General features: G+C 68.3%; 22 protein-coding genes and 1 tRNA gene. 16 read left to right on the top strand and 7 right to left on the bottom strand.

Going from position 1 to position 26,288, the window contains the following annotated elements; genetic code table 11:
- The first annotated feature begins 11 nt into the window (after positions 1 to 11).
- The 3 genes from RAC81_RS04850 to rpoC all read left to right on the top strand — a co-directional run bounded on the left by RAC81_RS04850 (position 12) and on the right by rpoC (position 9,397).
- Positions 12 to 1,715: an ABC transporter ATP-binding protein gene (locus RAC81_RS04850; protein WP_375081266.1), complete on the top strand. Its 1,704-nt coding sequence runs from the start codon at positions 12 to 14 to the stop codon at positions 1,713 to 1,715.
- Between the two features lie 222 nt (positions 1,716 to 1,937).
- The gene (locus RAC81_RS04845) at positions 1,938 to 5,438 is read left to right on the top strand and encodes a DNA-directed RNA polymerase subunit beta (RefSeq protein WP_096714354.1); all 3,501 of its coding nucleotides are present in this window, start codon (positions 1,938 to 1,940) and stop codon (positions 5,436 to 5,438) included.
- Between the two features lie 83 nt (positions 5,439 to 5,521).
- The gene (gene rpoC / locus RAC81_RS04840; RefSeq protein WP_096714353.1) at positions 5,522 to 9,397 is read left to right on the top strand and encodes a DNA-directed RNA polymerase subunit beta'; all 3,876 of its coding nucleotides are present in this window, start codon (positions 5,522 to 5,524) and stop codon (positions 9,395 to 9,397) included.
- A 168-nt stretch (positions 9,398 to 9,565) separates the two neighbouring features.
- Here the strand turns inward: rpoC and RAC81_RS04835 are convergent, their stop codons facing one another.
- Complete coding sequence (locus RAC81_RS04835; RefSeq protein ID WP_375081265.1) at positions 9,566 to 10,153, bottom strand: hypothetical protein; 588 nt, start codon at positions 10,151 to 10,153, stop codon at positions 9,566 to 9,568.
- Between the two features lie 84 nt (positions 10,154 to 10,237).
- On the opposite strand from RAC81_RS04835, the gene RAC81_RS04830 reads away from it, so the two are divergent.
- The 9 genes from RAC81_RS04830 to RAC81_RS04790 all read left to right on the top strand — a co-directional run bounded on the left by RAC81_RS04830 (position 10,238) and on the right by RAC81_RS04790 (position 16,375).
- Positions 10,238 to 11,161, top strand: coding sequence for a carbohydrate kinase family protein (locus RAC81_RS04830; protein WP_375081264.1), 924 nt, complete (start codon positions 10,238 to 10,240; stop codon positions 11,159 to 11,161).
- A gap of 86 nt (positions 11,162 to 11,247) precedes the next feature.
- Positions 11,248 to 11,329, top strand: a tRNA-Tyr gene (locus RAC81_RS04825).
- A gap of 179 nt (positions 11,330 to 11,508) precedes the next feature.
- A complete protein-coding gene (locus RAC81_RS04820) occupies positions 11,509 to 13,617 on the top strand; it encodes a glycoside hydrolase family 10 protein (RefSeq protein WP_375081263.1) in 2,109 nt (702 codons plus the stop codon).
- Positions 13,618 to 13,799: 182 nt separating this feature from the next.
- The gene (locus RAC81_RS04815) at positions 13,800 to 14,318 is read left to right on the top strand and encodes an Asp23/Gls24 family envelope stress response protein (RefSeq protein WP_251586397.1); all 519 of its coding nucleotides are present in this window, start codon (positions 13,800 to 13,802) and stop codon (positions 14,316 to 14,318) included.
- Positions 14,315 to 14,503: a DUF2273 domain-containing protein gene (locus RAC81_RS04810; protein ID WP_096714348.1), complete on the top strand. Its 189-nt coding sequence runs from the start codon at positions 14,315 to 14,317 to the stop codon at positions 14,501 to 14,503. The genes RAC81_RS04815 and RAC81_RS04810 overlap by 4 nt, the downstream gene beginning before the upstream one ends.
- A complete protein-coding gene (locus RAC81_RS04805; protein WP_375081262.1) occupies positions 14,503 to 14,898 on the top strand; it encodes a hypothetical protein in 396 nt (131 codons plus the stop codon). Before RAC81_RS04810 ends, RAC81_RS04805 begins: the two co-directional genes overlap by 1 nt.
- On the top strand, positions 14,895 to 15,479 hold the full coding sequence (locus RAC81_RS04800; RefSeq protein WP_375081261.1) for a DUF6286 domain-containing protein: 585 nt from the start codon (positions 14,895 to 14,897) through the stop codon (positions 15,477 to 15,479). The genes RAC81_RS04805 and RAC81_RS04800 overlap by 4 nt, the downstream gene beginning before the upstream one ends.
- The gene (locus RAC81_RS04795; protein WP_375081260.1) at positions 15,476 to 16,090 is read left to right on the top strand and encodes a hypothetical protein; all 615 of its coding nucleotides are present in this window, start codon (positions 15,476 to 15,478) and stop codon (positions 16,088 to 16,090) included. The genes RAC81_RS04800 and RAC81_RS04795 overlap by 4 nt, the downstream gene beginning before the upstream one ends.
- A 111-nt stretch (positions 16,091 to 16,201) precedes the next feature.
- The gene (locus RAC81_RS04790) at positions 16,202 to 16,375 is read left to right on the top strand and encodes a CsbD family protein (protein ID WP_144876933.1); all 174 of its coding nucleotides are present in this window, start codon (positions 16,202 to 16,204) and stop codon (positions 16,373 to 16,375) included.
- A 58-nt stretch (positions 16,376 to 16,433) separates the two neighbouring features.
- Here the strand turns inward: RAC81_RS04790 and RAC81_RS04785 are convergent, their stop codons facing one another.
- From RAC81_RS04785 to RAC81_RS04770, 4 genes are all read right to left on the bottom strand, one after another.
- The gene (locus RAC81_RS04785) at positions 16,434 to 17,405 is read right to left on the bottom strand and encodes a serine hydrolase domain-containing protein (protein WP_375081259.1); all 972 of its coding nucleotides are present in this window, start codon (positions 17,403 to 17,405) and stop codon (positions 16,434 to 16,436) included.
- 10 nt (positions 17,406 to 17,415) lie between these two features.
- Complete coding sequence (locus RAC81_RS04780; RefSeq protein ID WP_375081258.1) at positions 17,416 to 18,333, bottom strand: carbohydrate ABC transporter permease; 918 nt, start codon at positions 18,331 to 18,333, stop codon at positions 17,416 to 17,418.
- Positions 18,333 to 19,292, bottom strand: a complete 960-nt coding sequence (locus RAC81_RS04775; RefSeq protein ID WP_375081257.1) for a carbohydrate ABC transporter permease — start codon at positions 19,290 to 19,292, stop codon at positions 18,333 to 18,335. Before RAC81_RS04775 ends, RAC81_RS04780 begins: the two co-directional genes overlap by 1 nt.
- 64 nt (positions 19,293 to 19,356) lie before the next feature.
- Positions 19,357 to 20,646, bottom strand: coding sequence for an ABC transporter substrate-binding protein (locus RAC81_RS04770; protein WP_375081256.1), 1,290 nt, complete (start codon positions 20,644 to 20,646; stop codon positions 19,357 to 19,359).
- A 232-nt stretch (positions 20,647 to 20,878) separates the two neighbouring features.
- Here RAC81_RS04770 and RAC81_RS04765 point away from each other — a divergent pair, with 232 nt between their 5' ends.
- Both RAC81_RS04765 and RAC81_RS04760 read left to right on the top strand, forming a co-directional pair.
- On the top strand, positions 20,879 to 21,745 hold the full coding sequence (locus RAC81_RS04765; RefSeq protein WP_375081255.1) for a MurR/RpiR family transcriptional regulator: 867 nt from the start codon (positions 20,879 to 20,881) through the stop codon (positions 21,743 to 21,745).
- A gap of 2 nt (positions 21,746 to 21,747) precedes the next feature.
- Positions 21,748 to 22,923 carry an exo-beta-N-acetylmuramidase NamZ domain-containing protein gene (locus RAC81_RS04760; RefSeq protein ID WP_375081254.1) on the top strand — a complete coding sequence of 392 codons (1,176 nt, stop codon included), beginning with the start codon at positions 21,748 to 21,750 and terminating at the stop codon, positions 22,921 to 22,923.
- A 15-nt stretch (positions 22,924 to 22,938) separates the two neighbouring features.
- On the opposite strand, the gene RAC81_RS04755 is transcribed toward RAC81_RS04760, so the two are convergent.
- Both RAC81_RS04755 and RAC81_RS04750 read right to left on the bottom strand, forming a co-directional pair.
- Complete coding sequence (locus RAC81_RS04755; RefSeq protein ID WP_375081513.1) at positions 22,939 to 23,454, bottom strand: gluconokinase; 516 nt, start codon at positions 23,452 to 23,454, stop codon at positions 22,939 to 22,941.
- A gap of 5 nt (positions 23,455 to 23,459) precedes the next feature.
- On the bottom strand, positions 23,460 to 24,866 hold the full coding sequence (locus tag RAC81_RS04750) for a GntP family permease (RefSeq protein WP_375081253.1): 1,407 nt from the start codon (positions 24,864 to 24,866) through the stop codon (positions 23,460 to 23,462).
- Positions 24,867 to 24,998: 132 nt separating this feature from the next.
- Between RAC81_RS04750 and RAC81_RS04745 the strand changes: the two genes are divergently transcribed.
- Together RAC81_RS04745 and RAC81_RS04740 are read left to right on the top strand one after the other, a co-directional pair.
- Complete coding sequence (locus tag RAC81_RS04745; protein ID WP_375081252.1) at positions 24,999 to 25,706, top strand: FadR/GntR family transcriptional regulator; 708 nt, start codon at positions 24,999 to 25,001, stop codon at positions 25,704 to 25,706.
- 107 nt (positions 25,707 to 25,813) lie between these two features.
- Positions 25,814 to 26,281 carry a hypothetical protein gene (locus RAC81_RS04740; protein WP_375081251.1) on the top strand — a complete coding sequence of 156 codons (468 nt, stop codon included), beginning with the start codon at positions 25,814 to 25,816 and terminating at the stop codon, positions 26,279 to 26,281.
- The last annotated feature ends 7 nt before the right edge of the window (positions 26,282 to 26,288 follow it).

Genomic DNA, 26,288 nt, shown 5'->3' with positions numbered 1-26,288 from the left:
ACGAGGGCGTCATGGAACAGAACAAGGAGAATCGGATGCCGAGCGCTCCGCTGCTGTCGGTCGAGGGCCTCGCCGTCGACTTCGCCACCATGGACGGCGTCGTGCACGCCGTCGAGGGGGTGGACCTGGAGATCGCACCGGGCGAGACCGTCGCGATCGTCGGCGAGTCAGGGTCGGGTAAGTCGACGACCGCCATGGCGATCATCGGCCTGCTCGCGGGCGGAGGTCGCGTGTCCGCCGGCAGCATCCGCCTCGACGGGCGTGAGATCGCGCATGCCTCCGAGAACGAGCTGCGCACGATCAGGGGTCGCGACATCGGCATGGTCCCGCAAGACCCGATGTCGAACCTCAACCCGGTGGCGAAGATCGGTACGCAGGTCGCCGAGACTCTGCTCGCACACGGCCTCGCCACCCGGCAGAACGTGCAGGAGAAGGTGGTCGAGGCGCTGAGCGCCGCCGGCCTGCCCGACCCCGAGCGCCGGGCCAAGCAGTACCCGCACGAGTTCTCGGGCGGCATGCGCCAGCGGGCGCTCATCGCGATCGGCCTGGCCTGCAAGCCGCGTCTGCTCATCGCCGACGAGCCCACCAGTGCGCTCGACGTCACGGTGCAGCAGACGATCCTCGACCAGATCGGTGCGATGACCCGCGAGCTCGGCACCGCCGTGCTGCTCATCACGCACGACCTCGGCCTGGCGGCGGAGCGCGCGGAGCGCGTCGTCGTGATGCACCGCGGTCGCGTGGTGGAGCAGGGGCCGGCCAGGCAGATCCTCGAGGCTCCGCAGCATCCGTACACGCAGTCGCTCGTGAAGGCGGCGCCGTCCGTCGCCGCCGCACGGCTGCGCCCGGAGGCGTTCCAGGTCGAGGAGCCGTCGGAGCTCGATCCGTCGTCGAGCGAGGAGCGCCGTGACGAGACGACACGCGGCGCGTCCGACAACATCGTCGAGATCGAGAACCTCACCAAGGTGTACCCGGTGCGCGGGCAGAAGGACGACTTCGTCGCGGTGAACGACGTGTCGCTCGCCATCCCGCGCGGCGAGACGGTGGCGATCGTGGGGGAGTCCGGGTCGGGCAAGACCACGACCGCGCGGATGCTGCTGAAGATCATCGAGCCGACGAGCGGTCTCATCCGCTTCGAGGGCAAGGACGTGTCGTCGCTCAGCAAGGCCGAGACGAAGGACTTCCGTCAACGCGTGCAGCCGATCTTCCAGGATCCGTACTCGAGCCTGAATCCGATGTTCACGATCGAGCGACTCATCTCCGAGCCGCTGGACTTCTACCGGCGGGGGAGCGGAGCGGATCGCCGCAAGCGCGTGCGGCAGCTGCTCGACGACGTGGCGCTGCCGCAGTCGATGCTCACGCGCTACCCGTCGGAGCTGTCCGGCGGCCAGCGCCAGCGCGTTGCGATCGCCAGGGCGCTCGCCCTGTCGCCCGACCTGATCGTGTGCGACGAGCCCGTGTCGGCTCTCGACGTGCTGGTGCAGGACCAGATCCTCACGCTGCTCGGCGACCTGCAGCGCGAGTACGGCCTGAGCTACCTGTTCATCTCGCACGACCTCGCGGTGGTGCGCCTGATCAGCGATTACGTGTGCGTGATGAAGGACGGGGTGCTTGTGGAGGCCGCCTCCTCGGAGGAGATCTTCACGAACCCTCGGGACCCGTACACGCGGCGCCTGCTCGCCTCGATCCCGGGTAACGAGCTGAACATCGCGTCCTGACGGCGGCCGTCCTCGACCGGTTCCGGATGCTTTTACCGCAGCATCCGGAATTGGTCAAGGATTGAGCTTGCCATGTCGCACAATCGCGTCTATAGTTGGTAGTTGCGCTCGCTTCTCCGTGCCCTCATATGGTGGTCGGCATCCGTTGAGCTTCTGAGCGCGCAACTCCACCTGACGACAAAGGAATCGAGAAGCCCTGCGGGGCTCACGGAGGTTATTCCCTTGGCTGCTGCTCGCAACGCATCCACATCCACCACCACCAAGAACGGACGCGGAGCATCCCGCCTCTCGTTCGCCAAGATCTCCGACACGCTGACGGTCCCCGACCTTCTCGCCCTGCAGACCGAGTCCTTCGGTTGGCTCGTCGGCAACGACGCCTGGAAGGCGCGTGTCGAAGAGGCCAAGCAGGCCGGTCGCACCGACGTCAACGAGGTCTCCGGACTCGGCGAGATCTTCGAGGAGATCTCCCCGATCGAGGACCTCGGCGAGACGATGCAGCTCTCGTTCACGAACCCGTACCTCGAGCCCGAGAAGTACTCGATCGAGGAGTGCAAGGAGCGCGGCAAGACCTACGCCGCCCCGCTGTACGTCGAGGCCGAGTTCATGAACCACCTCACCGGTGAGATCAAGACCCAGACGGTCTTCATGGGCGACTTCCCGCTGCAGACCGACAAGGGCACGTTCATCATCAACGGCTCCGAGCGCGTCGTCGTGTCGCAGCTCGTCCGCTCGCCCGGTGTCTACTTCGACAAGACCCCCGACAAGACGTCCGACAAGGACATCGTGTCGGCGCGCGTGATCCCGAGCCGCGGTGCATGGCTCGAGTTCGAGATCGACAAGCGCGACCAGGTCGGCGTCCGCATCGACCGCAAGCGCAAGCAGTCGGTCACCGTCTTCCTCAAGGCCCTGGGCATGTCGAGCGAGGAGATCCTCGCCGAGTTCGCCGGCTTCCCCTCGATCGAGGAGACCCTGGCGAAGGACACCATCGTCACCAAGGAAGACGCGCTGCGCGACATCTACCGCAAGCTGCGTCCGGGCGAGCAGGTGGCCGCTGAGGCCGCTCGCGCGCTCCTGGACAACTTCTACTTCAACCCGAAGCGCTACGACCTGGCGAAGGTCGGCCGGTACAAGATCAACCACAAGCTCGGTCTCGACGCCCCGCTCACCGACTCGGTGCTCACGGTCGAAGACATCGTCGCGACGATCAAGTACCTGGTCCGCATCCACGCCGGTGTCGAGTCGTTCGACGGCATCCGCTCGGGCAAGCAGGCCGAGATCCGCATCGCGACCGACGACATCGACAACTTCGGCAACCGTCGCATCCGCGCGGTCGGCGAGCTGATCCAGAACCAGGTCCGCACCGGTCTGTCCCGCATGGAGCGCGTCGTCCGCGAGCGCATGACCACGCAGGACATCGAGGCGATCACGCCGCAGACCCTGATCAACGTGCGCCCCGTCGTCGCCGCGATCAAGGAGTTCTTCGGAACGTCTCAGCTCTCGCAGTTCATGGACCAGAACAACCCGCTCGCGGGTCTGACCAACAAGCGCCGTCTCTCGGCTCTCGGCCCCGGTGGTCTGAGCCGCGACCGCGCCGGCGTCGAGGTCCGTGACGTCCACCCGTCGCACTACGGCCGCATGTGCCCGATCGAGACCCCTGAAGGCCCGAACATCGGTCTGATCGGTGCTCTCGCGACGTTCGCGCGCATCAACTCGTTCGGTTTCATCGAGACCCCGTACCGCAAGGTCGTCGATGGTGTCGTGACCGAGCAGATCGACTACCTCACGGCATCCGAGGAGGTCGACTTCAACATCGCGCAGGCCAACGCGCCGCTCGATGCGAAGGGTCGCTTCCGTGAGAGCCACGTGCTCGCACGCCCCAAGGGCGGCAGCGGCGAGGTCGACCTCTTCCTGCCGGAGGAGATCGGCTACATCGACGTCTCGCCGCGCCAGATGGTGTCGGTCGCGACCTCGCTCGTGCCGTTCCTCGAGCACGACGACGCGCAGCGCGCGCTCATGGGCGCCAACATGCAGCGTCAGGCCGTGCCGCTGCTGCGCAGCGACTCGCCGCTCGTCGGAACCGGTATGGAGGGCTACACCGCCATCGACGCCGGTGACGTGATCACCGCCGAGAAGGCCGGTGTCGTCTCCGAGGTCTCCGCAGACCGCGTCGTCGTCATGCTCGACGAGGGCGGCACGCAGGAGTACCACCTGCGCAAGTTCGACCGCTCGAACCAGGGCACGTCGTACAACCAGAAGGTCGTCGTCAGCGCCGGTGAGCGCGTCGAGGTCGGAGAGGTCATCGCCGATGGCCCCGCCACCGAGAACGGCGAGCTGGCCCTCGGCAAGAACCTCCTCGTCGCGTTCATGACGTGGGAGGGCTACAACTTCGAGGACGCCATCATCCTCAGCCAGGACCTGGTGAAGGACGACACCCTCTCCTCGATCCACATCGAGGAGTACGAGGTCGACGCCCGCGACACGAAGCTCGGCAAGGAGGAGATCACCCGTGACCTCCCCAACGTCAGCCCCGAGCTCCTGAAGGACCTCGACGAGCGCGGCATCATCCGCATCGGCGCCGAGGTCCGCCCCGGCGACATCCTCGTCGGCAAGGTCACGCCGAAGGGCGAGACCGAGCTGTCGGCGGAGGAGCGCCTGCTCCGCGCGATCTTCAACGAGAAGAGCCGCGAGGTCCGTGACACCTCCCTGAAGGTGCCCCACGGTGAGCAGGGCACGATCATCGCCGTCAAGGAGTTCAACGCCGAGGACGGCGACGACGAGCTCGGCTCCGGCGTGAACCGCCGCGTCGTGGTCTACATCGCCCAGAAGCGCAAGATCACCGAGGGTGACAAGCTCGCCGGCCGTCACGGCAACAAGGGTGTCATCGCGAAGATCCTGCCGATCGAGGACATGCCGTTCCTCGCCGACGGAACCCCGGTCGACATCGTCCTCAACCCGCTCGGCATCCCCGGTCGAATGAACTTCGGCCAAGTCCTCGAGACCCACCTCGGGTGGATCGCGAAGCAGGGCTGGAAGGTCGAGGGCACCCCCGAGTGGGCCGTCAAGCTGCCCGAGCAGGCCTTCGAGGCCGCACCCGGCACGAAGGTCGCGACCCCGGTGTTCGACGGCGCGAGCGAGGAGGAGATCTCCGGTCTCCTCGACTCGACGCTCCCGACGCGCGACGGAGTGCGCCTGATCGACTCGAGCGGAAAGACGCAGCTGTTCGACGGTCGCTCCGGCGAGCCGTTCCCCGCGCCGATCTCGGTGGGCTACATGTACATCCTGAAGCTGCACCACCTGGTCGACGACAAGATCCACGCCCGTTCGACCGGCCCGTACTCGATGATCACCCAGCAGCCGCTCGGTGGTAAGGCGCAGTTCGGTGGCCAGCGCTTCGGTGAGATGGAGGTGTGGGCCCTCGAGGCCTACGGCGCCGCGTACGCGCTCCAGGAGCTCCTCACGATCAAGTCCGACGACATCCTCGGCCGCGTCAAGGTGTACGAGGCGATCGTCAAGGGCGAGAACATCCAGGAGCCCGGCATCCCCGAGTCCTTCAAGGTGCTCATGAAGGAGATGCAGTCCCTCTGCCTGAACGTCGAGGTCCTCTCGGCCGACGGCACGGCTGTCAACCTCCGCGACACCGACGACGAGGCCTTCCGCGCAGCGGAGGAGCTCGGAATCAACATCTCCAGCCGCTTCGAGGCCGCCTCGATCGACGAGATCTAAACGCCTCGACGGGCTCAGCGCCGCATCGCCGCTGAGCCCGCCGAAGCCCGATTTCTCAAAAGAATTCCGACACAGGAGAACTAGTGCTCGACGCAACAACCTTCGATGAGCTTCGCATCGGCCTGGCCACCGCTGACCACATCCGCGCGTGGTCGTACGGCGAGGTCAAGAAGCCTGAGACCATCAACTACCGCACCCTGAAGCCGGAGAAGGACGGCCTCTTCGGGGAGCAGATCTTCGGCCCCTCCCGCGACTGGGAGTGCGCCTGTGGAAAGTACAAGCGCGTCCGCTTCAAGGGCATCGTCTGCGAGCGCTGCGGCGTGGAGGTCACCAAGTCCTCCGTCCGTCGTGAGCGCATGGGCCACATCGAGCTCGCCGCACCCGTCACCCACATCTGGTACTTCAAGGGCGTGCCCTCGCGCCTCGGCTACCTGCTCGACATGGCGCCGAAGGACCTCGAGAAGGTCATCTACTTCGCCGCCTACATGGTCATCTCGGTCGACGAGGAAGCTCGTCACCGCGACCTGGGCACGCAGGAGAACAACATCCGTCTCGAGCTGAAGACGCTCGGCGACCGCCGCGACTCGAAGATCGCGGAGCGCCTGGCCAAGCTGGAGGAGGAACTCGCCGCTCTCGAGGCGGAGGGTGCCAAGGCCGACCAGAAGAAGAAGGTCAAGGACGCCGCCGAGAAGGAGATGTCGCTCATCCGCAAGGGTGCCGACGAGGCGATCGCCAAGCTCGAGCGCGTGTGGGAGGACTTCCGCACGCTCGAGGTCGGCGCACTCCGCCCCGAGGACGACGTCTTCCACGAGCTGCAGGACCGCTTCGGTCAGTACTTCGAGGCGTACATGGGCGCGGAGTCGATCCAGCGCCGTCTGCAGTCGTTCGACCTGGCCGCCGAGGCGGAGAGCCTGCACCTGCAGATCTCCGAGGGCAAGGGCCAGCGCAAGATCCGTGCGATCAAGCGCCTCAAGGTCGTCAACTCGTTCCTGGAGACCGGCATGAGCCCGGCCGCCATGGTCCTCGACGTCGTGCCGGTGATCCCGCCGGAGCTGCGCCCGATGGTGCAGCTCGACGGTGGCCGCTTCGCGACCTCCGACCTGAACGACCTCTACCGTCGTGTGATCAACCGCAACAACCGTCTTCGTCGTCTGATCGACCTCGGCGCCCCCGAGATCATCGTCAACAACGAGAAGCGGATGCTGCAGGAGGCCGTCGACGCGCTGTTCGACAACGGCCGCCGCGGTCGTCCCGTCACCGGTACCGGCAACCGCGCCCTGAAGTCCCTCAGCGACATGCTGAAGGGCAAGCAGGGTCGCTTCCGTCAGAACCTGCTCGGCAAGCGCGTCGACTACTCGGGCCGTTCGGTCATCGTGGTCGGCCCGCAGCTGAAGCTGCACCAGTGCGGTCTGCCCAAGCAGATGGCGCTCGAGCTCTTCAAGCCGTTCGTCATCAAGCGTCTGATCGACCTCGGTCACTCGCAGAACATCAAGGCTGCGAAGCGCGCCGTCGAGCGCACCCGTCCCGAGGTCTGGGACGTGCTCGAGGAGATCATCCGCGAGCGTCCCGTGCTGCTGAACCGTGCGCCCACGCTGCACCGTCTCGGCATCCAGGCGTTCGAGCCGCAGCTCGTCGAGGGCAAGGCCATCCAGCTGCACCCGCTCGTCTGCGCGGCGTTCAACGCCGACTTCGACGGTGACCAGATGGCCGTGCACCTGCCGCTGTCGGTCGAGGCTCAGGCCGAGGCCCGCGTGCTGATGCTCGCGTCGAACAACATCCTGAAGCCGTCCGACGGCCGCCCGGTCACCCTGCCTTCGCAGGACATGATCATCGGTCTGCACCACCTGACCACGGTCAAGGAGGGCGCAGCCGGTGAGGGTCGCGCGTTCGGCTCCGTGGGCGAGGCGCAGCTGGCGTACGACGAGGGCACGCTCGACCTGCAGGCGAAGGTCCGCATCCGCATCCCGGGTCTGGCCTTCCTCGAGGGCGAGGCCCCCGAGGGCTACGAGAAGCACGGTCTGGTCGACGCGTCGCTCGGTCAGGCGATCTTCAACGACGCGCTGCCGAAGGGCTACCCCTTCGTCCGCGAGCAGGCCGACAAGGGCAAGCTGTCGCAGATCGTCAACAAGCTGGCCGAGGAGTACCCCAAGGTCGAGACGGCGGCGACGCTGGACCGCATCAAGGACGCCGGTTTCTACTGGGCCACGCGCTCGGGTGTGACCGTCGCGCTCAGCGACATCCTCACCCCGCCGAACAAGGCGGAGATCGTCGCCGGCTACGAGAAGCAGGCCGCGAAGGTCCAGTCGCAGTACGAGAAGGGCCTCACGACCGACGCCGAGCGTCGTCAGGAGCTCATCAAGATCTGGACCGAGGCGACCGACGAGGTGCAGGCTGCGATGAAGGCGCACTTCCCGCAGGACAACACCATCAACCGCATGGTGTCGTCGGGTGCTCGTGGTAACTGGCTGCAGATCCGGAACATCGCCGGTATGCGGGGTCTCGTGAACAACCCCAAGGGTGAGATCATCCCCCGTCCGATCATCTCCTCGTACCGCGAGGGTCTGTCGGTGGCGGAGTACTTCATCGCGACGCACGGTACCCGTAAGGGTCTCGCCGACACCGCTCTGCGTACCGCCGACTCGGGTTACCTGACCCGTCGTCTGGTGGACGTCTCGCAGGACGTCATCATCCGCGAGGAGGACTGCGGCACGTCGAAGGGCCTCGAGCTCCCGATCGCCGCTCCGAACGCCGCGGGCGAGCTGGTGCGCGACGCGAACGTCGAGAACTCGGTGTTCGCCCGTACCCTGGCGTCCGACGTCGTCGACAGCAAGGGCGAGGTCCTCGCCGCTGCCGGTGACGACGTGGGTGACGTGCTCATCGACAAGCTGGTCGCCGCCGGTGTCGAGACCATCAAGGTCCGCTCGGTCCTGACCTGCGACTCCGCCGTGGGTGTCTGCGCGCAGTGCTACGGCCGTTCGCTGGCGACGGGCAAGACCGTCGACATCGGCGAGGCCGTCGGCATCATCGCGGCCCAGTCGATCGGTGAGCCCGGTACCCAGCTGACGATGCGTACGTTCCACACCGGTGGTTCGGCATCGGCGGATGACATCACCCAGGGTCTGCCGCGTGTGCAGGAGCTCTTCGAGGCCCGTACCCCCAAGGGTGCGTCGCCGATCGCGGAGGCCGACGGCCGCATCACGATCGACGAGACCGACAAGGCCAAGAAGGTCATCCTGACGCCCGACAACGGCGACGAGCCCGTCGTCTACCCGGTGCTGAAGCGTGCGACCCTCCTCGTCGAGGACGGGCAGCACGTCACGGTCGGTCAGCCCCTGCAGGTCGGCACGCTCGACCCCAAGGAGGTCATGCGCGTCATGGGTGCTCGCGAGGTGCAGCGTTACCTCGTCGGCGGCGTCCAGGGCGTCTACCGCTCGCAGGGTGTGCCGATCCACGACAAGCACATCGAGGTCATCGTCCGCCAGATGCTCCGCAAGGTCACCGTCGTCGATCACGCCGACACGACCCTGCTGCCGGGTGAGATGGTCGACCTCAAGCGCTACCAGTCGATCAACCGCGAGGCCGTGGCAGAGGGCAAGCGCCCCGCGTCGGGTCGTCCGGAGCTGATGGGTATCACGAAGGCGTCGCTCGCGACCGAGTCGTGGCTGTCGGCCGCGTCCTTCCAGGAGACGACCCGCGTTCTCACGCAGGCCGCCATGGAGGGCAAGCGCGACCCGCTGGTCGGTCTCAAGGAGAACGTCATCATCGGTAAGCTCATCCCCGCCGGAACCGGTCTCTCGAAGTACCGCGACGTCACGGTCGAGGCCACCGAGGAGGCCAAGAGCGAGCGCTACCCGAACCGGATCTTCGCATCCGACGGTGCGTACGCCGACGGCGACTTCGGCTACGTCGACTTCGACGCGTTCTCGACGGACGACATCACCCCCGGTACCTACAACTGAGGTACTGAGTGACTGAGAAGGCCCCGGGCATCCGTCCGGGGCCTTCTTCGTGTGTGCGGGACCGTGCCCGGCAGGCACGGATTCGGAGGCTGGCGACGACGCGCCGGACGAACGGATGCCGGGGGCGGCGTGTCGCGCGCGGCATCCGAAGCTGTGCCCGAGTGGGCGTCAGTCGAAGACGTGGGCGATGATGCTCGAGGTGTAGCCGGTCGGCGCGAGGTTCGAGTACCGGGTGTCGATGAGGATGTCGTCGCGCCAGAACAGCGTCCGACCGTCGGTCACGGGGTACTGCTCGTTCTGCCAGGTCTTCTCGCAGCGCGTGCCGCCGTCGGGGGTGAAGCACGAGAAGCCCTCGTTCGCGACGAGTGCGTTGAGCATGTCTAGGGCCGGGCCACGGTTCATGCGCGAGATGGTGGTGACGAGACCGCTGGTGTCGGCACGCGGGTCGCGCCAGATGCATGTCAGTGTGCCGTCTTCGCCGACGCCGGACGGGCCGAACGCGGCGTCGTTCAACGGCGTCTCGCCGAGCTGCGACAGCACGTCCTCGGAGAGGATGGCCCGGCAGTCGGTCGGCAGCTCGACGGCGTCGGCCGTGGGTGTCGGCGTGGGTGTGGGGGAGGCGGTCTCGTCGGGCGACGCGCTGGATGCGGATGGCGAGGGTTTCGCGTCGGATCCGCCGGACGTGTCCGCCCCGCAGCCGGTGAGCGCGACGAGGAGCACCAGGGCAGCCGCACTGGCGGCGAGTCGTCGGTTCATGCGCTCACCGTACCGCCCCGGGTCTTGCGAGTCGGGCGGACATGCCGCCGCACAAGGCGTGTGGCGACCGGTAGTGTCGGCGGAATGAGCACTGATTCCCCCGCGTCCGTCGTCGTGATCGGCGACGCCCTCATCGACGAGATCCGGGATGCCGGTGGCGTCCGCGAACTGGTGGGCGGCGCCGCCCTGAACGTGGCCGTCGGTCTGCGGCGTCTCGGCGTGCCGACGACGCTCATCGCGATGGTGGGCGACGACGAAGCGGGTGCGCACATCCGCGAGTACCTGGGCGATCACGACGTGCGATTGATCGAGAGCGAGGCGCCCCTCGGTTCGTCGCGGGCGATCGTGCAGCGGGCCGCCAACGGCGAGCCCGTGTACCTGTTCAATGAGGCGGCGCAGCGGCGCAGCATCCGATATTCCGACGAGGCGCGCAGCGCGATCGCCGATGCCGCGCTCGTCGCGGTGAGCTGCTTCCCCTTCGACGTGCCCGCCGAGGTGGACGCGCTGGCGGACGCCGTGGCCGGCGCGCGCCTCGCGATCGATCCGAACCCGCGGTCGGGCATGCTCAGCGACCGCGCCGAGTTCGTCCGCGGCTTCGAGCGGCTGGCCGCGGATGCCGAGATCGTGAAGGTCGGGGCCGATGACGCGGCTCTGCTCTACGACGGCGACCTCGACGCTCTGCGTGAACGCCTGCGGGGGTTCGGCGTCAGTGCGGTCCTCGCCACGGCCGGTGCCGACGGCGCGACGCTGGAATCGGATGCCGGGGCCGTGCACGCCCCGATCTCGTCGCTCCCGGGGCGGGTCGTCGACACCGTCGGCGCCGGCGACGCGACGCTCGCCGCTGTGTCGGCGAGCCTGGTCGACGGCACCCCGACCGACCGGGCGGGGTGGCTCACGCTGCTCGAGCGGGCGATGGATGTCGCCGCGGCGACCGTTCGTGCCGAGGGCGGTCTGCTGCGTACGCCGGAGTCGCTGCGCGAGGGGGAGAAGGGCGTGCACGGCAGCTGACCGCTCGATTTCTCCGGCCCGCCGCATCCGGGTATGATTATGACTCGTGCCCCCGGTTGGCTGTCGAAGTCGGACGGGCGCGCAACGGCGAGTTACCCAAGCGGCCAAAGGGATCTGACTGTAAATCAGACTGCACTGCATTCGGGGGTTCGAATCCCTCACTCGCCACCGAAACACGTACTGCGCGAAGACCCCGACCGGAGACATCCGGTCGGGGTCTTCTGCTTCTCCAGCGCGCTACTCCATCTGTCCCTGGTCATCCGGACCGGCATGTGTCAGAGTGATAGTAACTTTCACGATCTGTTTTGCCTACGAAAATGATTTCCAGGACGACCGAGGAGGACTCGATGAAGAGAAGACCCATCGCGATCGCTGCAGCGGCAATGCTCGCGCTGACCGCGCCCGCCGCCGCCGCGGGAGCGGCCGTCGACGAGGAGGCGCTGACCGCGTACGTCAAGAACGCCGACGGCACGTACGGGTACAGCGCGACGCCCGTGGAGACGTACCCCGGTTCAGGGGAGCAGGTCACGATCCCGACGAGCCTCGAGCCCGAGAACCGCCGTTTCTCGAGCGCGTGGGTCGGCACGATCGGAAACCTCAACTTCGGCAAGCCGACCGACGCCGCCGACTTCGACGCGAAGTACGCGGCGGTGCTCGACGACTTCACCGCGTGGAACATGAACGCCGTGATCTTCCAGGTCAGGCCGCTGCTCGACGCGTACTACCCGTCGACCCTCAACCCGTGGTCGGAGTTCCTCACCGGCACCCAGGGTGCCGACCCGGGCTACGACCCGCTGCAGCGCATGGTCGACGCGACCCACGCGCGCGGCATGGAGTTCCACGCCTGGCTCAACCCGTACCGGGTGACGAACACGAAGATGACCGCGCCCGCCATCCTCTCCGCGCTCGGCCTCACCGCCGACGAGGTCAAGGCTCTCACCGTCCCCGAGTACATCGCCGCGCTCAACGAGGCCGGCATCCTCGCCGACGACAACTTCGCCGTTCAGCATCCCGACTGGGTGCTGTCGTTCGAAGAGAAGCTGTTCCTCGACCCCGGCCAGCCCGAGGTGCCCGCGTTCGTCGCCGACTCGGTCGCCGAGATCGTCGAGAACTACGACGTCGACGCGATCCACTTCGACGACTACTTCTACCCGTACCGCATCACGGTCGACGGCGTGAACGTGTTCTTCGGTTCGGCCGGCGAGGACCGGCCGACGTTCGAGGAGTTCGGGCTGACGGCGGGTTACGCCGACAGCCCGGAGGGCATCGAGGCGTGGCGTCGCGACAACATCACCGGTCTCATCACCCAGGTCGGCGACGTCATCGACGCGCACAACGCGGATGCCGGCACGGCCGTGCAGCTCGGGATCAGCCCGTTCGGCATCTGGGAGCACAGGGCGCTGAACCCCGACGGCTCGAACACGCCGACCGGATCATCGCAGACCTACAGCAACGCGGTGTTCGCCGACACCCGGGCGTGGGTGCAGGACGAACTGGTCGACTACCTCACGCCCCAGATCTACTGGAGCTTCGACCAGGCCGCCGCCCCGTACGGCGAGCTCGCTCGATGGTGGAGCGACGTCGCAGAGGGCAGCCGCACGCAGATCTACGTCGGTCACGCCCTCTATAAGCACGTGAACAACGGCGGGTGGGAGGCCGCGTGGATGAATCCCGAAGAGGTGCCCAACCAGATCCGCTTCGATCAGAAGCTCGACGGGATCGACGGCAGCGTGCTCTTCAGCTACAACGACATGAAGCCGAGCGACATCGCGGCGCTGCCCGCCGACCAGCAGCCCAAGCACCAGGCGAAGAACACCGCGATCGACCTGCTCCGCAGCGAGGCGTTCGCGCACCCCACGCTGGTTCCCGCCAAGCCGTGGCTGTCGGATGGCTCGGTCGCTGCCCCGACCGACCTGGCCCTCGACGGCGCCCGGTTGACGTGGCGCGCCGGCGATGCTGCAGAAGCGCGCCAGTATGCGATCTACCGCGGCACGGGCTCGCCCGAGGAGATCGTCGCCGGAAGCGGCACACTCGTCGACACGATCTGGGCAGGGGGCGCGGCCGAAGCGGGGTACACGGTTCCTTCCTCCGAACCCGCGGCACTCGACTCCACGGCTCGTGCGGCCGGAGAGACCTGGGTCGTCACCGCGCTCGACGCCGCAGCGGTGGAGAGCGCGCCCGCCGCGGTCGCCGCGGAGCCTGTCGATCCGGTCGATCCTGTCGATCCTGTCGACCCGGTCGACCCGTCCGATCCCGGCACGCCTCCCGGCGGTACCGGCAGCCGCGGCGCCGCAGCGCCCGGAGCCGCCGGTTCCGCACAGACGGGTTCCCTCGCCTCCACCGGCACCGAGTTTCCCGTCGCGATGATCCTCACGGCGCTGGCCCTCCTCGTGGCGGGCGGCACCGTGCTCATGACGAGGTCCCGCCCGCGAAGCGCCGCGGCATCCCGAGAGTGATGTCCTGACGGGGTGCGCGGCGATCCCCGCACCCCGTCAACTCCTCTCCGAACTTCTCCGCCCTTTCGCGAACTTCTTTGTGACGAATCGCGCACCTCGTGCGTCCTATCTATGAGCGACACACACGCTCCCGGCGACACCCCTCAGGGATCGGCCGGCCGTCGATACAGATAGGACTCGTCATGGCAACGCAGGACCAGAAGAACACCTCCACCAGCCCCGCCGAGAAGGAGCTGGCTGACACCACCGCCGCGGCCACGCCCGCGCCGCGCGTCGACCGCTCGTCGTCGTTCTCGACGTCGCGAGTCCCCGCCGACGTGAACGCCGCAGGCAGCACGACGATCGCCGACGGCGTCGTCGCGAAGGTCGCCGGTATCGCGGCGCGCGAGATCCCCGGCGTGTACGCGCTCGGTGGCGGCGGAGCCCGCGCGTTCGGCGCCATCCGCGACGTCATCAACGCGACCGACCTCGCGCAGGGTGTGAAGGTCGAGGTCGGGGAGACCCAGGCGGCCGCCGACATCACCATCGTGGTCGAGTACCCCGCCCCCATCCAGGAGGTCGCGAACAACGTCCGCGCCGCCGTCGCGGGTGCGATCACGCGCCTCGTCGGTCTCGAGGTCGTCGAGGTCAACGTCGAGGTCAATGACGTGCACGTGCCCGGCGACGACAGCACCGAGAACGAGGAGTCGCGCGTCTCATGAGCCCCACGTCCACCGGCGCCTTGATCGGTGCCCTCCTCGCGCTCGCCGCTCTGGCGTTCGGCTTCTGGGGATTCCTCCTCGTGGCCGTGCTCGCCGGGATCGGAGCGCTCGTGGGGCGCATCGTGTCCGGCAAACTCGACGTCCGCAGCCTCGCCGACGTCTTCACGGGGCGGCGAACCTCCTGATGCGCGTCGACCAGAACGTCATCGCCGGTGGCGACCCTTCGGGGCCCGCCACCGGCGGGGAGGCCCTTCCCGGCCGCGTCAACGTGCGGGAACGCGTCTATCGCACCGTCGTGGAGCAGGCCTCCGCGTCGCTGATCGGCGTCTCCCGCAGTGACGTGAAGGCCGACGTCATCGAGCGAGGCACGGGGATCGCCCTCCGCATCTCCAGCCCGCTTCCCGTCCCCGATCTCGACGACACCGTCGCGATCTCCCGGACCAGCCCCGTCCTCGACCGCGCCAGAGAGCTGCAGGAGCAGCTGCAGCACCGCCTCACGGGCATCCTCGGGCGCGAGGTCAGCCGGATCGCGCTGACCATCACCGGAGCGACCATCCCCGAAAGGAGACGAGTGCGATGACCAGCCCGGCACTGCGTCGCGTCGTACGACGCGAGACCCACTCACCGCGCACCGTCGCGATGTTCGTCGCGGTCATCCTCCTCATCCTCGCCCTGGCCTACATCGGTCTCGAGATCGTGCTGAGCCTCCTGGCCCAGCCCGCGCTCCTGCTCGGCCCGGCCGCGGCGGCGGGGTGGCTCGTCGGACTTCCGACGGCCCAGCCCGCGGGCATCGTCATCGCCGGCAGCGTCGTGCTCGCGATCATCGGGCTCATCTTCATCTGGCTGGCCGTGACGCCGGGCAGGCTGTCCCGCCACACCATCGACGCGGGCGACCGCGCCGTGGTCGTCGACAACGGCGTGATCGCGAGCGCTCTCGCCCAGCACCTCGCCGAGGAGACCGGGCTCGCCCGCGGTGACGTCACCGTCGGCGTCGGACACCGCAGCGTCGACGTCACCCTGCGGCCAGGCGTCGGCATCCCCGTCGACAAGGCCGCCGTGCAGTCGGCCGCCGAGGCGGAGATCGAGACCTACCGTCTCACCCGCAGCGTCCGCACCCGCGTGCGCATCGAACGCCCGACCCAGGAGGATGACGAGCTGTGAACAACACGAATCGCGCCCTGAACCGCACCCTGCTGTTCATCATCGGTCTCCTGTTCCTGGCGCTCGGCGCCGTGGGCATCACGATCATGAGCTGGCCCACCGCGAGCGAGATCTGGAGCGAGGCCGGCAAGAGCTCCGAGTCTTGGCTGGATCAGGCGATCGCCGCGACGACCATCGCCGGGGGTAGCGTCTCCTGGGTCGCGATCGGCGCCGTCGCCGCCATCGTCGTCGTCATCGTGCTGCTGATCCTGGCGCTCACCAGCGTGGCCGGTCACCGCTCGAAGACGGCTCTGCGCTCCTCGGGGTCGCAGAACCCGCTGGGACGCGTGACCGTCACAGAGTCGTTCGTGTCGGATGCCGTCAAGAACTCCCTCGCGAACCGCGACGAGATCCTGTCGACGAGCGTCACGGCGAACGACATCCATCACGAGCCGGTGCTGCACGTCGCGGTCACGCCGCGGCAGAACACCGACCCCCGCGACCTCGTCGACCACCTCGACCGGCTGCTGACCAACCTCGCCACCCTCACCGGGCGCGAGACGGCCACCTACGTGTCGATCCACACCGGACTCCGCGCGAGGCTCGCCCACGATCAGCGCCGCCTGTCCTGACCCAAGCGGCGACACGCATTCACAGACTTATCGTCGGATGCTCACAGGCCGACGATAAGACGGCGAGAGACCATCTCGCCGTCAGGATCCACCACCACGAAGGGAAGCATCATGGGACTCGACGACAAGATCAAGAACGCCGCTCAGGACATCGCCGGCAAGGCGAAGGAGACCGTCGGCAAGCTGACCGACAACGACAAGCTCGAGGCCGAGGGCAAGGCCGACCAGGTCAAGGCCGACGCCAAGAAGGCCGGCGAGAACGTCAAGGACGCCTTCAAGAACTGAGCGCTCCGCGAACGGCGAAGGGCGGGGACCGGATGACGGTTCCCGCCCTTCTCGTTCGTCAACCCGCCAGGAACGCGAAGAACGAACGACGCGCGGCGCTCGCGTCGGCATCCTCCCGCGTGGGGTGCACGCGGTTGAGCAGGAGGACTCCGTAGTCGCCCGTGCGAGGGGAGATCGCGAAGGCGGTGCCGGTGAAGCCGGTGTGGCCGACGGCATCCGCCGCCCCCATCCACAGTGCATCGCGGACCCGCAGGCCGACCGCCTGCTCGAATCCCTCCGCCTGCACGACGGGTTCTCTCAACAGCCGTGCGGATTCGGGGGACAGGACGCGTCCCCCCGCGCCGAGTCCCTCGTCGCGCACGACGCGGGCCAGCGCTGCCACGTCGTGCACTGTTCCGAAGAGTCCGGCGTGGCCGGCGGGACGTTCGAGCGCGGCCGCGAGCTCGTCGTGCACCTCTCCGCGCACGAGGCCCCGGTGGGGTTGCACCTCGGTCGCCACCGCACGATCGGCGTCAGGGTTCCAGGTCAGCGATTCCGCGCCGATCAGCGCGGCTGTCTTGCCGACGAGCTCGTCGAGCCGGCGGCCGGAGACTCGTTCCAGCAGCTCGCCGATCGCGATGAACCCGACGTCCGAGTACCGGTGGGTCTCGCCGGGGCGGGTCAGCAGTGCCGAACCGAGCACCGCCTCGCGCAGCTGCTCGCCGCGCAGGCCGGTGCGCCAGAGCCGCCCCTCGGCGGGGAGCCCCGAGGTGTGCGTGAGCAGGTGGCGCAGCGTGATCGTCTCGGCGTCACGCCCCGAACTCACCGGCAGCACGGCCGCGACCGGCGCGTCGAGATCGAGCGATCCGTCGTCGACCAGTCGCAGGGCCGTGACGGTCGTGAAGATCTTCGTCACCGAGGCGAGGTCGAACAGGTGCTCGTCGGTCAGACGAGTGGGGTCGTCGTGCGCGGGGGTCCCGGCGACCACGACCTCCTCGATGCCGCCGGCCGAGGTGAGCGAGGCCCACGCCGATCCGGGCGCTGCGTTCACCACCGCTGCGTCACTTGCTCATGCCGGAAGTCAGGCCGTTGATGATCTGCTTCGTCGCCAGCAGGAACAACACCACGAGCGGGATCGTCGCGATCGTCAGGCCCGCGAAGAGCTGCGGCCAGTCGGTCGAGTACTCGCCGAAGAAGCGGGTGAGACCCACCGGCAGCGTGTACGACCCGCGATCACGCAGCAGGATCAGCGGGTAGAAGAAGTCGTTCCACACCGGCACGAACCGGAACACGATCACCGTGGCGAGCGCCGGACGCACGAGCGGCAGGAGGATCTGCAGGAACGTGCGGAAGGGACCGGCGCCGTCGATGCGCGCGGCCTCCTCGAGCTCGATCGGCAGCGCACGGAAGAACACCGTCAGCACGAACGTCGTGAACGGGATGCCGAGGGCGCCGTACACGAGGATCAGGCTGAACACGTTGCTCGTCATGCGCAGCGAGTCGAGCAGGTAGAACAGCGGCAGGATCGCGAGGTGCACCGGCAGCATGAGTCCCGACAGGAACACCGCCTCGATGCCGCGGAAGAACTTCGCGCGAGCGCGGGCGAACGCGTACGCGGCGAGCACCGACACCACCGTCGTGACGATCACCGATCCGACCGTCACGGTGATCGAGTTGATGAAGTACGTGTCGAAGGATGCCGTGATCCACGCGTTCTGGAAGCTCGTGAAGGTCGGCTGCAGGGGGAGGCCCAGCGGCTCGGTCGCGATCTGCTGCTGGGTGCGCAGCGAGTTGTTGACCATGAGCAGCAGCGGCCCGATCGCGACGAGCGCGTAGCCCCAGAGGAACACGTTCGCGAAGATGCGTCCGAGCAGCGGGGTGTCGGAGGTGCGGCTGCTGCGCCGACGACGGGCGTCCGGGCGCCGGGAGACGATGGCCTCGGTGCTCGGCTCGGTGCGCGGATCGGTGAGGAGGCTCATCAGAACAGCTTTCGTTCGGCTCGACGCATGGTCGAGGTGATGACGACGGAGATCACCATGATGAAGAGGAAGAGCACGGTCGCGAGAGCGGAGGAGACGCCGATCGAGTTCGGGTTCCCGGATTCGAACGCGGTGCGGTAGAAGAGCAGCATCATCACGTCGGTCGAACCGGCGGGGGCGCCGTTGGAGCCGGCGAGAGCGAACGGGATCGCCATCGCCTCCATGCTGCCGATGAACGTCAGCACGGTGATGATGCCGATGGTCGGGGTCAGCATCGGCAGGGTGATGTAGCGGAAGCGCTTGCCGGCGGTCGCGCCGTCGAGCGCGGCCGCCTCTTCGATCTCCTCCGGGATGCCGCCGAGCGCGGCCCCGTAGAGGAGGATCGGGAAGCCGATCCACTGCCATGCGCTGACGAGCACGATGACCCAGATCGCCAGCTGCGGGTCGCCGAGCCAGGGAAGGGCGAGGCTCTCGAGACCGACGCCGCGGAGGATCGCGTTCACCGGACCGAACAGCGGCGACAGCATGAGCGACCACAGGTACCCGATCACCATCGGGCTGACGAGGTACGGCAGCGCGAAGATGGTCTGGAAGAAGCGCTTCGTGCGCTTGCGGCGGTGCAGCAGGGTGGCGATGCCGAGCCCGAGGGAGTTCTGGAAGACCAGGGCTCCGACGAACAGCAGCAGGTTGTGGCCGAACGCGTTCCACAGCTCGGACGCGTACGGCTCGGTCGTGAGCAGGGTGATGTAGTTACCGAAGCCGGCGAAGCCACCCTGCCTGGTGCCCTGCCAGTCGAACAGGGAGTAGCTGAGCGCGGCGAGCATCGGATACAGGATCAGCACCGCGAACAGCGCAGCCGCGGGCAGCACGAAGAGCAGCGCGGTGGGGGTGGTGAGCGCGATGCCGGTGCGGCTGCGGCGGGTCGGCGTCGTGCGCCGGAGGGGGATGGTCAGGGCCATGTCGAGTCTTTCGCTCCGAGAGGGGGCGCCGCGGACGACGCCCCCTCGGTGCGGATGGTGCGGATCAGGAACCGGGGGTGAACCAGGTGGAGACGCCGGACTGCAGGTCGGTGCCGAGCTGCTCGGGCGTCTTGTCGCCGAGGAACATCGCCTGGATGTCCGGGCCGAGCACCGCGGTGCCCGTGGGGTCGCCGTAGCGGAAGTCGACGAGCAGCAGGTACGGAGCGGGGTTCTCGGTGTACTGCTCGTTCATCTCCTGCATGAGCGGGTCGGAGTACTCGACGCCCGGAAGCGCCGAGAACTGGTCGACCTCGTCGGCGACGAGCTGGCCGAACTCCTTCGTGGTCATCCAGTTGAGCAGTTCGGCCGCGGCATCCTGCTTCTCGCTGGCGGCGTTGATGCCGAAGCTGCCGTCGGCGTAGCCGGGCGTGACCGCGTGGTCGAGCGCGCTGCCGGGTGCCGGCGGCACCTCGTACACGCCCCACTCGGTGTCGGGGGCGGAGCTCTGGAAGGTCGGCAGGTCGAACGAGCCGCCCGGCCACTGGGCCGCCTGTCCGGACGTGAACTGCAGCACGGCATCCGCCACCGCGATGGCGTTGACGTTCTTGTCGAGATACTTCTGCATGTCCTTGACGGTCTGCAGCGACGCGACGTAGGCGGGGTCGGTGAAGTCGACGTCGCCGGCGAGCACCTTCTCCTCGAAGTCGGAACCGCCGTACTGGGCCGATCCGACGATGTCATGGAACATCGGCAGCACCCAGTCCTCGCGGGCGCCGAGGGCCATGGGCGTCACGCCCTCCTCGAGCAGGGTCTCCTGCAGCTCGATGAACTCGTCCCAGTCCTTCGGCTGCTCGAGACCCATCTCGTCGAACATGGTCTTGTTGTAGAACATCTGCATGGTCTGATACGCGAACGGGACGCCGTAGGTCGCACCGTCGTCCTTGCCCTGCGCCGCGCGGAGCACGGTGGGGTCGAACTGGTCCAGCCCGTCGACGATGTCGTCGATCGGCACCAGCTGCTCGGACTGGATCGCCGACTGAATGCCGCCGTAGGCGCGGAGCATGGCGATGTCGGGTCCGTCGCTGCCCTCGAGTCCGGTGGCGAGGATCTGGTTGTACTCCGTCGGCTGGAAGCCTTCGAACTCGACGGTCACACCGGGGTGCGACTCCTCGTACTTGTCGAAGACCGCCTCCCACTTGGGGGAGGACGACGCCTGCCACGACCAGACCTTGAGGGTGACGTTCTCACCGCCTTCGCCTTCGCCGCTGGAGGCCGCGGGAGCACAGCCGGCCACGGCGAGGCCGGTGACGAGGATGCCGGCGGTGAGCGCGATACGTGTCGATGGGTGTCGCATGGGATTCCTCTCGGTGGTGAGAGCCGATGGGGCGGCTTGCTCTGCTGTGCGACGGAGAGGCGACTGTCTCCGCGCCGAGGTGCTGGTGCGGGGGCCGTGCGACTGCTCTGTCGTGCTGCGGCCTCGGGGGAGTGTGGCGCGCACTAGACACTCTGGGGAATTACTTTCAGAAATGCAAGAGATTCCTGAAAATCTTTACCAAAAATCGCCGGCCCTCTGTCATCATGTTCACGTGTCCAACAGCGTCGTGACCGCGATCCACCAGCGTCTGTCGACGCTCACACCCACCGAGCGTCGAGTCGCCGAGTATGTGCTCGCCCAACCGCAGGTCGTCGTCGACGCGTCGATCACGCAGCTGGCCGGCTCCTGCAAGGCGTCGGTCGCGAGCGTCGCGCGCTTCACGAACAGCATCGGGTTCGCCGGCTACCCGGAGATGCGCATGGCGCTCGCCGCGGAACTCAGCCGCAGCGACTCCGAGCGCGAGCGATTCCAGGTCTCCGGCGGAGACGTCGACCGTGACGACGACGCCATCACCACGGTGCGGAAGATCGCCTTCTCCGAGGCGGCCGCCATCGAGCGCACCGCCCGCCAGCTCGACATCGACGAACTCGAACGCTGTGTCGCCGCACTCCGCGGTGCGCGCCGCATCGACATCTACGGCACGGCATCCAGCGGCCTGGCCGCCCTCGACCTCGAGCAGAAGCTGCACCGGGCCGGGTTCTGGGCCCAGGCCCGCACCGATCTGCACCTCGCCCTGACCGGCGCGGCCCTCCTCGACGGCCGCGATGTCGCGATCGCGATCTCGCACTCCGGCCGAACGCTCGAGATCGTGCAGTCCGCGCAGACCGCCGCGAAAGCAGGTGCCGCCACCATCGCGATCACGAACAACCCGCGCTCGCCGCTCGCGCAGGTATGCGACCTCGTGCTGATCACGGCCGTGTCGGAGTCGACCTTCCGCTCCGGGGCGATGGCGAGCCGCATCGCGCAGCTCGCGGTGCTCGACTTCCTCTTCACGCGCATCGCGCAGGCCGAGTACGACACGATCTCCGACAATCTGCAGCGCACGTTCCACGCCGTCACCGACCACAGAATCGACTGATCATGCTCCTCGGCATCGACCGCATCATCGCCCGCGACCTCCCCGCAGAACTCACCACCCGCCTGACCGGACAGCGGCTCGGGATGCTGACGAACGACCTCGCGCTGACGAGCGACCTCCGGCGGGGGCGCGAGTCCCTGGCCGAGGCCGGGTGGACGCTCGATCTGCTCTTCGGCCCCGAGCACGGCCTCAGCGGTCGGGCGAGGGAGGGGGAGCTGGTCGGCGACGACATCGACCCCGTCACCGGCGTGCCGGTGCGCAGCCTCTACGGTGACCAGGTGCGTCCGTCGGCCGATGATCTCGGGCGCATCGACGTGCTGCTCGTGGATCTCCCCGATGTCGGTGCGCGGTTCTACACGTACATCTGGACGCTCAGCCACGTGCTCGAGGCGTGCGCCGACGCAGGGGTCGCCGTCGTCGTGCTAGACCGGCCCAACCCGATCGGGGGCCGACTGGATCAGGCCGAAGGGCCCATGCTCGACGAGAATGCCCGATCGCTCGTCGGCCGATGGGCGATGCCGATCCGCCACGGGCTGACGATCGGCGAGCTCGCCCGGCACTGGGTGCGCACGCGGGGGATCGACGTCGAGCTGCACGTCGTCGAGGCCGCAGGATGGAACCGCGCGCGCTCGGCGCTCGGTCGGCAGGAGCTCACCTGGATGCCCCCGTCGCCGAACCTGCCTTCGGCGGCGACCGCTCTTCTCTACCCGGGGACCTGCCTCGCCGAGGGGGTCAACGTCTCGGAGGGGCGCAGCACCGCCGTCCCGTTCCGCGTGATCGCGGCGCCGTTCATCGACGGCGAGGCGTACGCGAAGGCGATCACAGCGGCTGATCTGCCCGGCCTCGCGGCGGTGCCGTACGGCTTTACGCCGCTCGTGCGAGATCACGCCGGTGAGGCGTGCGAGGGCGTCATCCTGCACGTGACCGACCCCGATGCGCTGCGCCCGGTGCGCACCGGCGTGCGACTGCTGTCGCTGCTCGCCGAACTCCATCCGGGTGCCCTGGAAGAGCGCTCGCTCGTGCCGATGCCGGGGGAGTCCGACTGGTCGCCGCTCGAGAAGCTGTTCGGTCTCAAGAACGCGTTCGCGCAGATCGTCGCGGGGGAGTGGGACGCGCCGGACGCGCTCGCCGTGCCCGAGTGGTCGGATGCCGTGGCATCCGACCTGCTCTATCGCTGAGCGAGTCCCGCTCGGTCAGTAGTCCGCGAGCAACCGCAGTCGGGTCGCGATCTCGGCGGTCTGCTGCTGCGGGGTCTGATCGATAGCGACCTCGATGGCCTTCTCGTCGGCGTCCAGCGGTTCGAGCGTCGCGAACTGCGAGTCGAGCAGCGTCGTCGGCATGAAGTGGCCTTGGCGGCGCAGCATCCGCTCCAGGATCAGCTCCCGGTCGCCGACGAAGTGCACGAAGGTCACGGCGTCGCGACGGAGCACGTCGCGATAGCTCCGCTTGAGCGCCGAGCACGTGATGATGCCCGGCTCCCCGGCGGCGATGCGGTCGTCGATCCACTCCGCGATGCGGTCGAGCCACGGCCAGCGGTCGTCGTCGGTGAGCGGATCGCCCGAGGCCATCTTCTTCACGTTCGCCTCGGGATGCAGGTCGTCGCCCTCTTCGAACGTCCAGCCGAGCCGTCCGGCGAGCATCGCGGCGACCGTGGACTTGCCGGTGCCGGCGACGCCCATGAGCACGAGAACGGGAGCCTGTGCAGCCATCATGGTCAGACCACCATGCTCAGCAGCAGGGTGCCCGCGAGTCCGGTCACCGAGATGAGGCATTCGAGTACGGTCCACGACTTCAGGGTCTGCGGGATGCTGAGGCCGAAGTACTCCTTGATGAGCCAGAACCCGGCGTCGTTCACGTGCGAGAGGAACACGGAGCCCGACCCGATCGCGAGCACGAGCAGCGCCACCATGGGCGAGTCGAGCGTCTCGGTGAGCGGTTGCAGGATGCCGGCCGCGGTGATCGTCGCGACCGTGGCCGAACCGGTCGCGATGCGGATCACGACGGCGACGAGCCACGCGAGCACCAGCACCGACACCGAGGAGCCGGAGACGAACTGGGCGATGACCTCGCCGATGCCGGTGTCGACCAGCACCTGCTTGAACCCACCGCCGGCGCCCACGATGAGCAGGATGCCGGCGATCGGCCCGAGCGACGAGCCGACGATGTCGTTGACCCTGTCGCGGGTGAACCCCGCGCCGCGGCCGAGGATGAAGAAGCCGGCGATCACCGCGATCAGCAGCGCGATGACGGGGGTGCCGAGGAAGTCGAGGGCGACCTTCCAGGGCGCGTCGGACCCGGCGGCGGTGATGTCAGCGATCGCCTTGGCGAGCATGAGGAACACCGGCAGCAGGATGCTGATGAGCGTGGCGCCGAACGACGGGCGGCGCTTCGGCTCGTCACCGGAGTCCTCCGCCGAGACGAACAGCTCGGGGACGGGCACGTCGACCCAGCGGGCGGCGAAGCGCGCGAACAGCGGACCGGAGATGATCACGGCGGGGATCGCGACGATCACGCCGAAGGCGAGGGTCAGGCCGAGGTTCGCGCCGAGAGCGTCGATGGCGGCGAGGGGGCCGGGGTGCGGCGGCACCAGACCGTGCATGGCGGAGAGGCCGGCGAGGGTCGGGATCGCGATGCGCATGAGTGACTGGCCCGAGCGGCGGGCGACGAGGATGATGACGGGCACCAGCAGCACCAGCCCGACCTCGAAGAACATGGGCAGACCGATCACGGCGCCGATCAGGCCCATGACCCAGGGGAGCGATCGGGCGCTCGCGCGGGACACCAGAGTGTCGACGATGCGGTCGGCCCCGCCGGAGTCGGCGAGCAGCTTGCCGTAGATCGCGCCGAGGGCGATGAGGATGCCGACGCCGCCCATGGTCGAGCCGAAGCCGGCGGAGAAGCTCGTCACCGAGGCGCCGATGCCCATGCCGGCGATCGCACCGGTGGCGAGGGCGCCGATGGTGAGGGAGAGGAACGGGTGCAGCTTCACCCACGTGATGAGGATCACGATGACCGCGATCCCGAGGACGGCGGCGGCGATGAGCTGACCTGCCGGGCGGTCGGTCGGAGCGGCGTCGGAGACGGCGGCCGCGAGCGTGCTGAGGTACGGGGTGGGTGCCATGAGCTTCCTTGATCCGGGCGAACGGCTTTACGTCGTACATAATAAGCACGATTGACGATCATTGTGGTCATGATTTGCCTCTTGAGGTTCTGATGTGCTGTGTGACGCGGTCCGTCGGGGCATACTCGATCCATGACTGCTCCGCGCAACGGCAGCCCGCTGCACGATTCCCTCGTCGATGAGCTCGGTCGAGCCATCGTCGACGGCGTTCACGCCCCCGGTTCGCGGATGCTGACCGTCGAGATCGCCGAGCGGCGCGGGGTGTCGCGGTCGGCCGCGCGCGAGGCGGTGCGCGTGCTCGAGTCGTTCGGGCTGGTCTGGGTGCGCCGCAAGTCAGGGGTCGAGGTGCGGCCGCGCGCGGACTGGAACGTCTACGCTCCCGAGGTCATCGCCTGGCGACTCGACGGACCGGGCCGCGATGAACAGCTGCGCGAGCTCAGCCAGCTCCGCTCCGCTATCGAGCCCCTGGCCGCGCGGCTCGCCGCAGGCGGGGCGACCGCGGCGCAGAAGGTCGACCTCGTCTCGCTGGTCGTGGAGATGGCGCAGGAGGATCACGAGGCCGATCGCGAGCGCTACCTCGCGGCGGACGTCCGATTCCATCGCCTGCTGCTCGAGGCGTCGGGCAATGCGATGCTCGCAGCGCTCGGCGGCACGGTCGAGGCGGTGCTCCGAGGCCGCACCGAGCATGACCTCATGCCGCACGTCGCCGATCAGAACGCCGTGCAGTGGCACCGCGACGTCGCCTTCGCGGTCGCGAGCGGCGATGCGGAGGCAGCGGCCGCCGCCATGCGCGACATCGTGTCGGAGGCGGATCAGGCGATGCAGCGCGCGGCGCGCTGATCGCGCGGCGCACTGATCGGGCGGATGCCGCGGCATCCTCTGCTCGCTTCCCCGCGTCTTCTCCGCGCACCGGCGTAATGAATCACCGTGAACGGCGTCTCATAGGTATGACCGCGATCATGCATCCGCAGCTCGACGAACGTCCGGCCGACTGGCCCTCGGGCGAGACGCGCCTGCAGCGGCGCGCCCTGCTCGACCTCAGCATCGACGAGGAGCTCGTCCGCGGCGACCGCCGCGGCGCCGACCTCGCCCCGCGCCTGCGGCTGCTGCTCGCGCTGATCGTGGAGGCCGAACTCGAAGCCGCAGAGCCGCTGAGGGAGCGGGCGCTGCTCGAGACGAGGAGGGCGCGGCGGCCGTTCGGCACGGCTCGCCTGCGCGCTGACGTGGAGGCGCTGTGCACGATGAATCTCGCGCGTCGTGAGGGGCGGTCCGTGCGGGCGACGGTCGCGGGAGTCGCGGCGATCGAGCGCCCGTCTCTCCTCGTGCGGCCGCACCCGCCCAGGGCGCTGCTGCGCCTTCTCCGCCAGGCGGAGCTCGATCGCGTGCGCGGAGCCGCCACCCGGTGGTCTGCCTAGACTGGGC

Source organism: Microbacterium sp. CR_7 (genome assembly GCF_041954755.1).
In the GTDB taxonomy this organism is placed as follows: Bacteria; Actinomycetota; Actinomycetes; order Actinomycetales; family Microbacteriaceae; genus Microbacterium.
The sequence above is the reverse complement of the archived record's forward strand: the minus strand, read 5'-3'. Positions and strand labels throughout refer to the sequence as shown.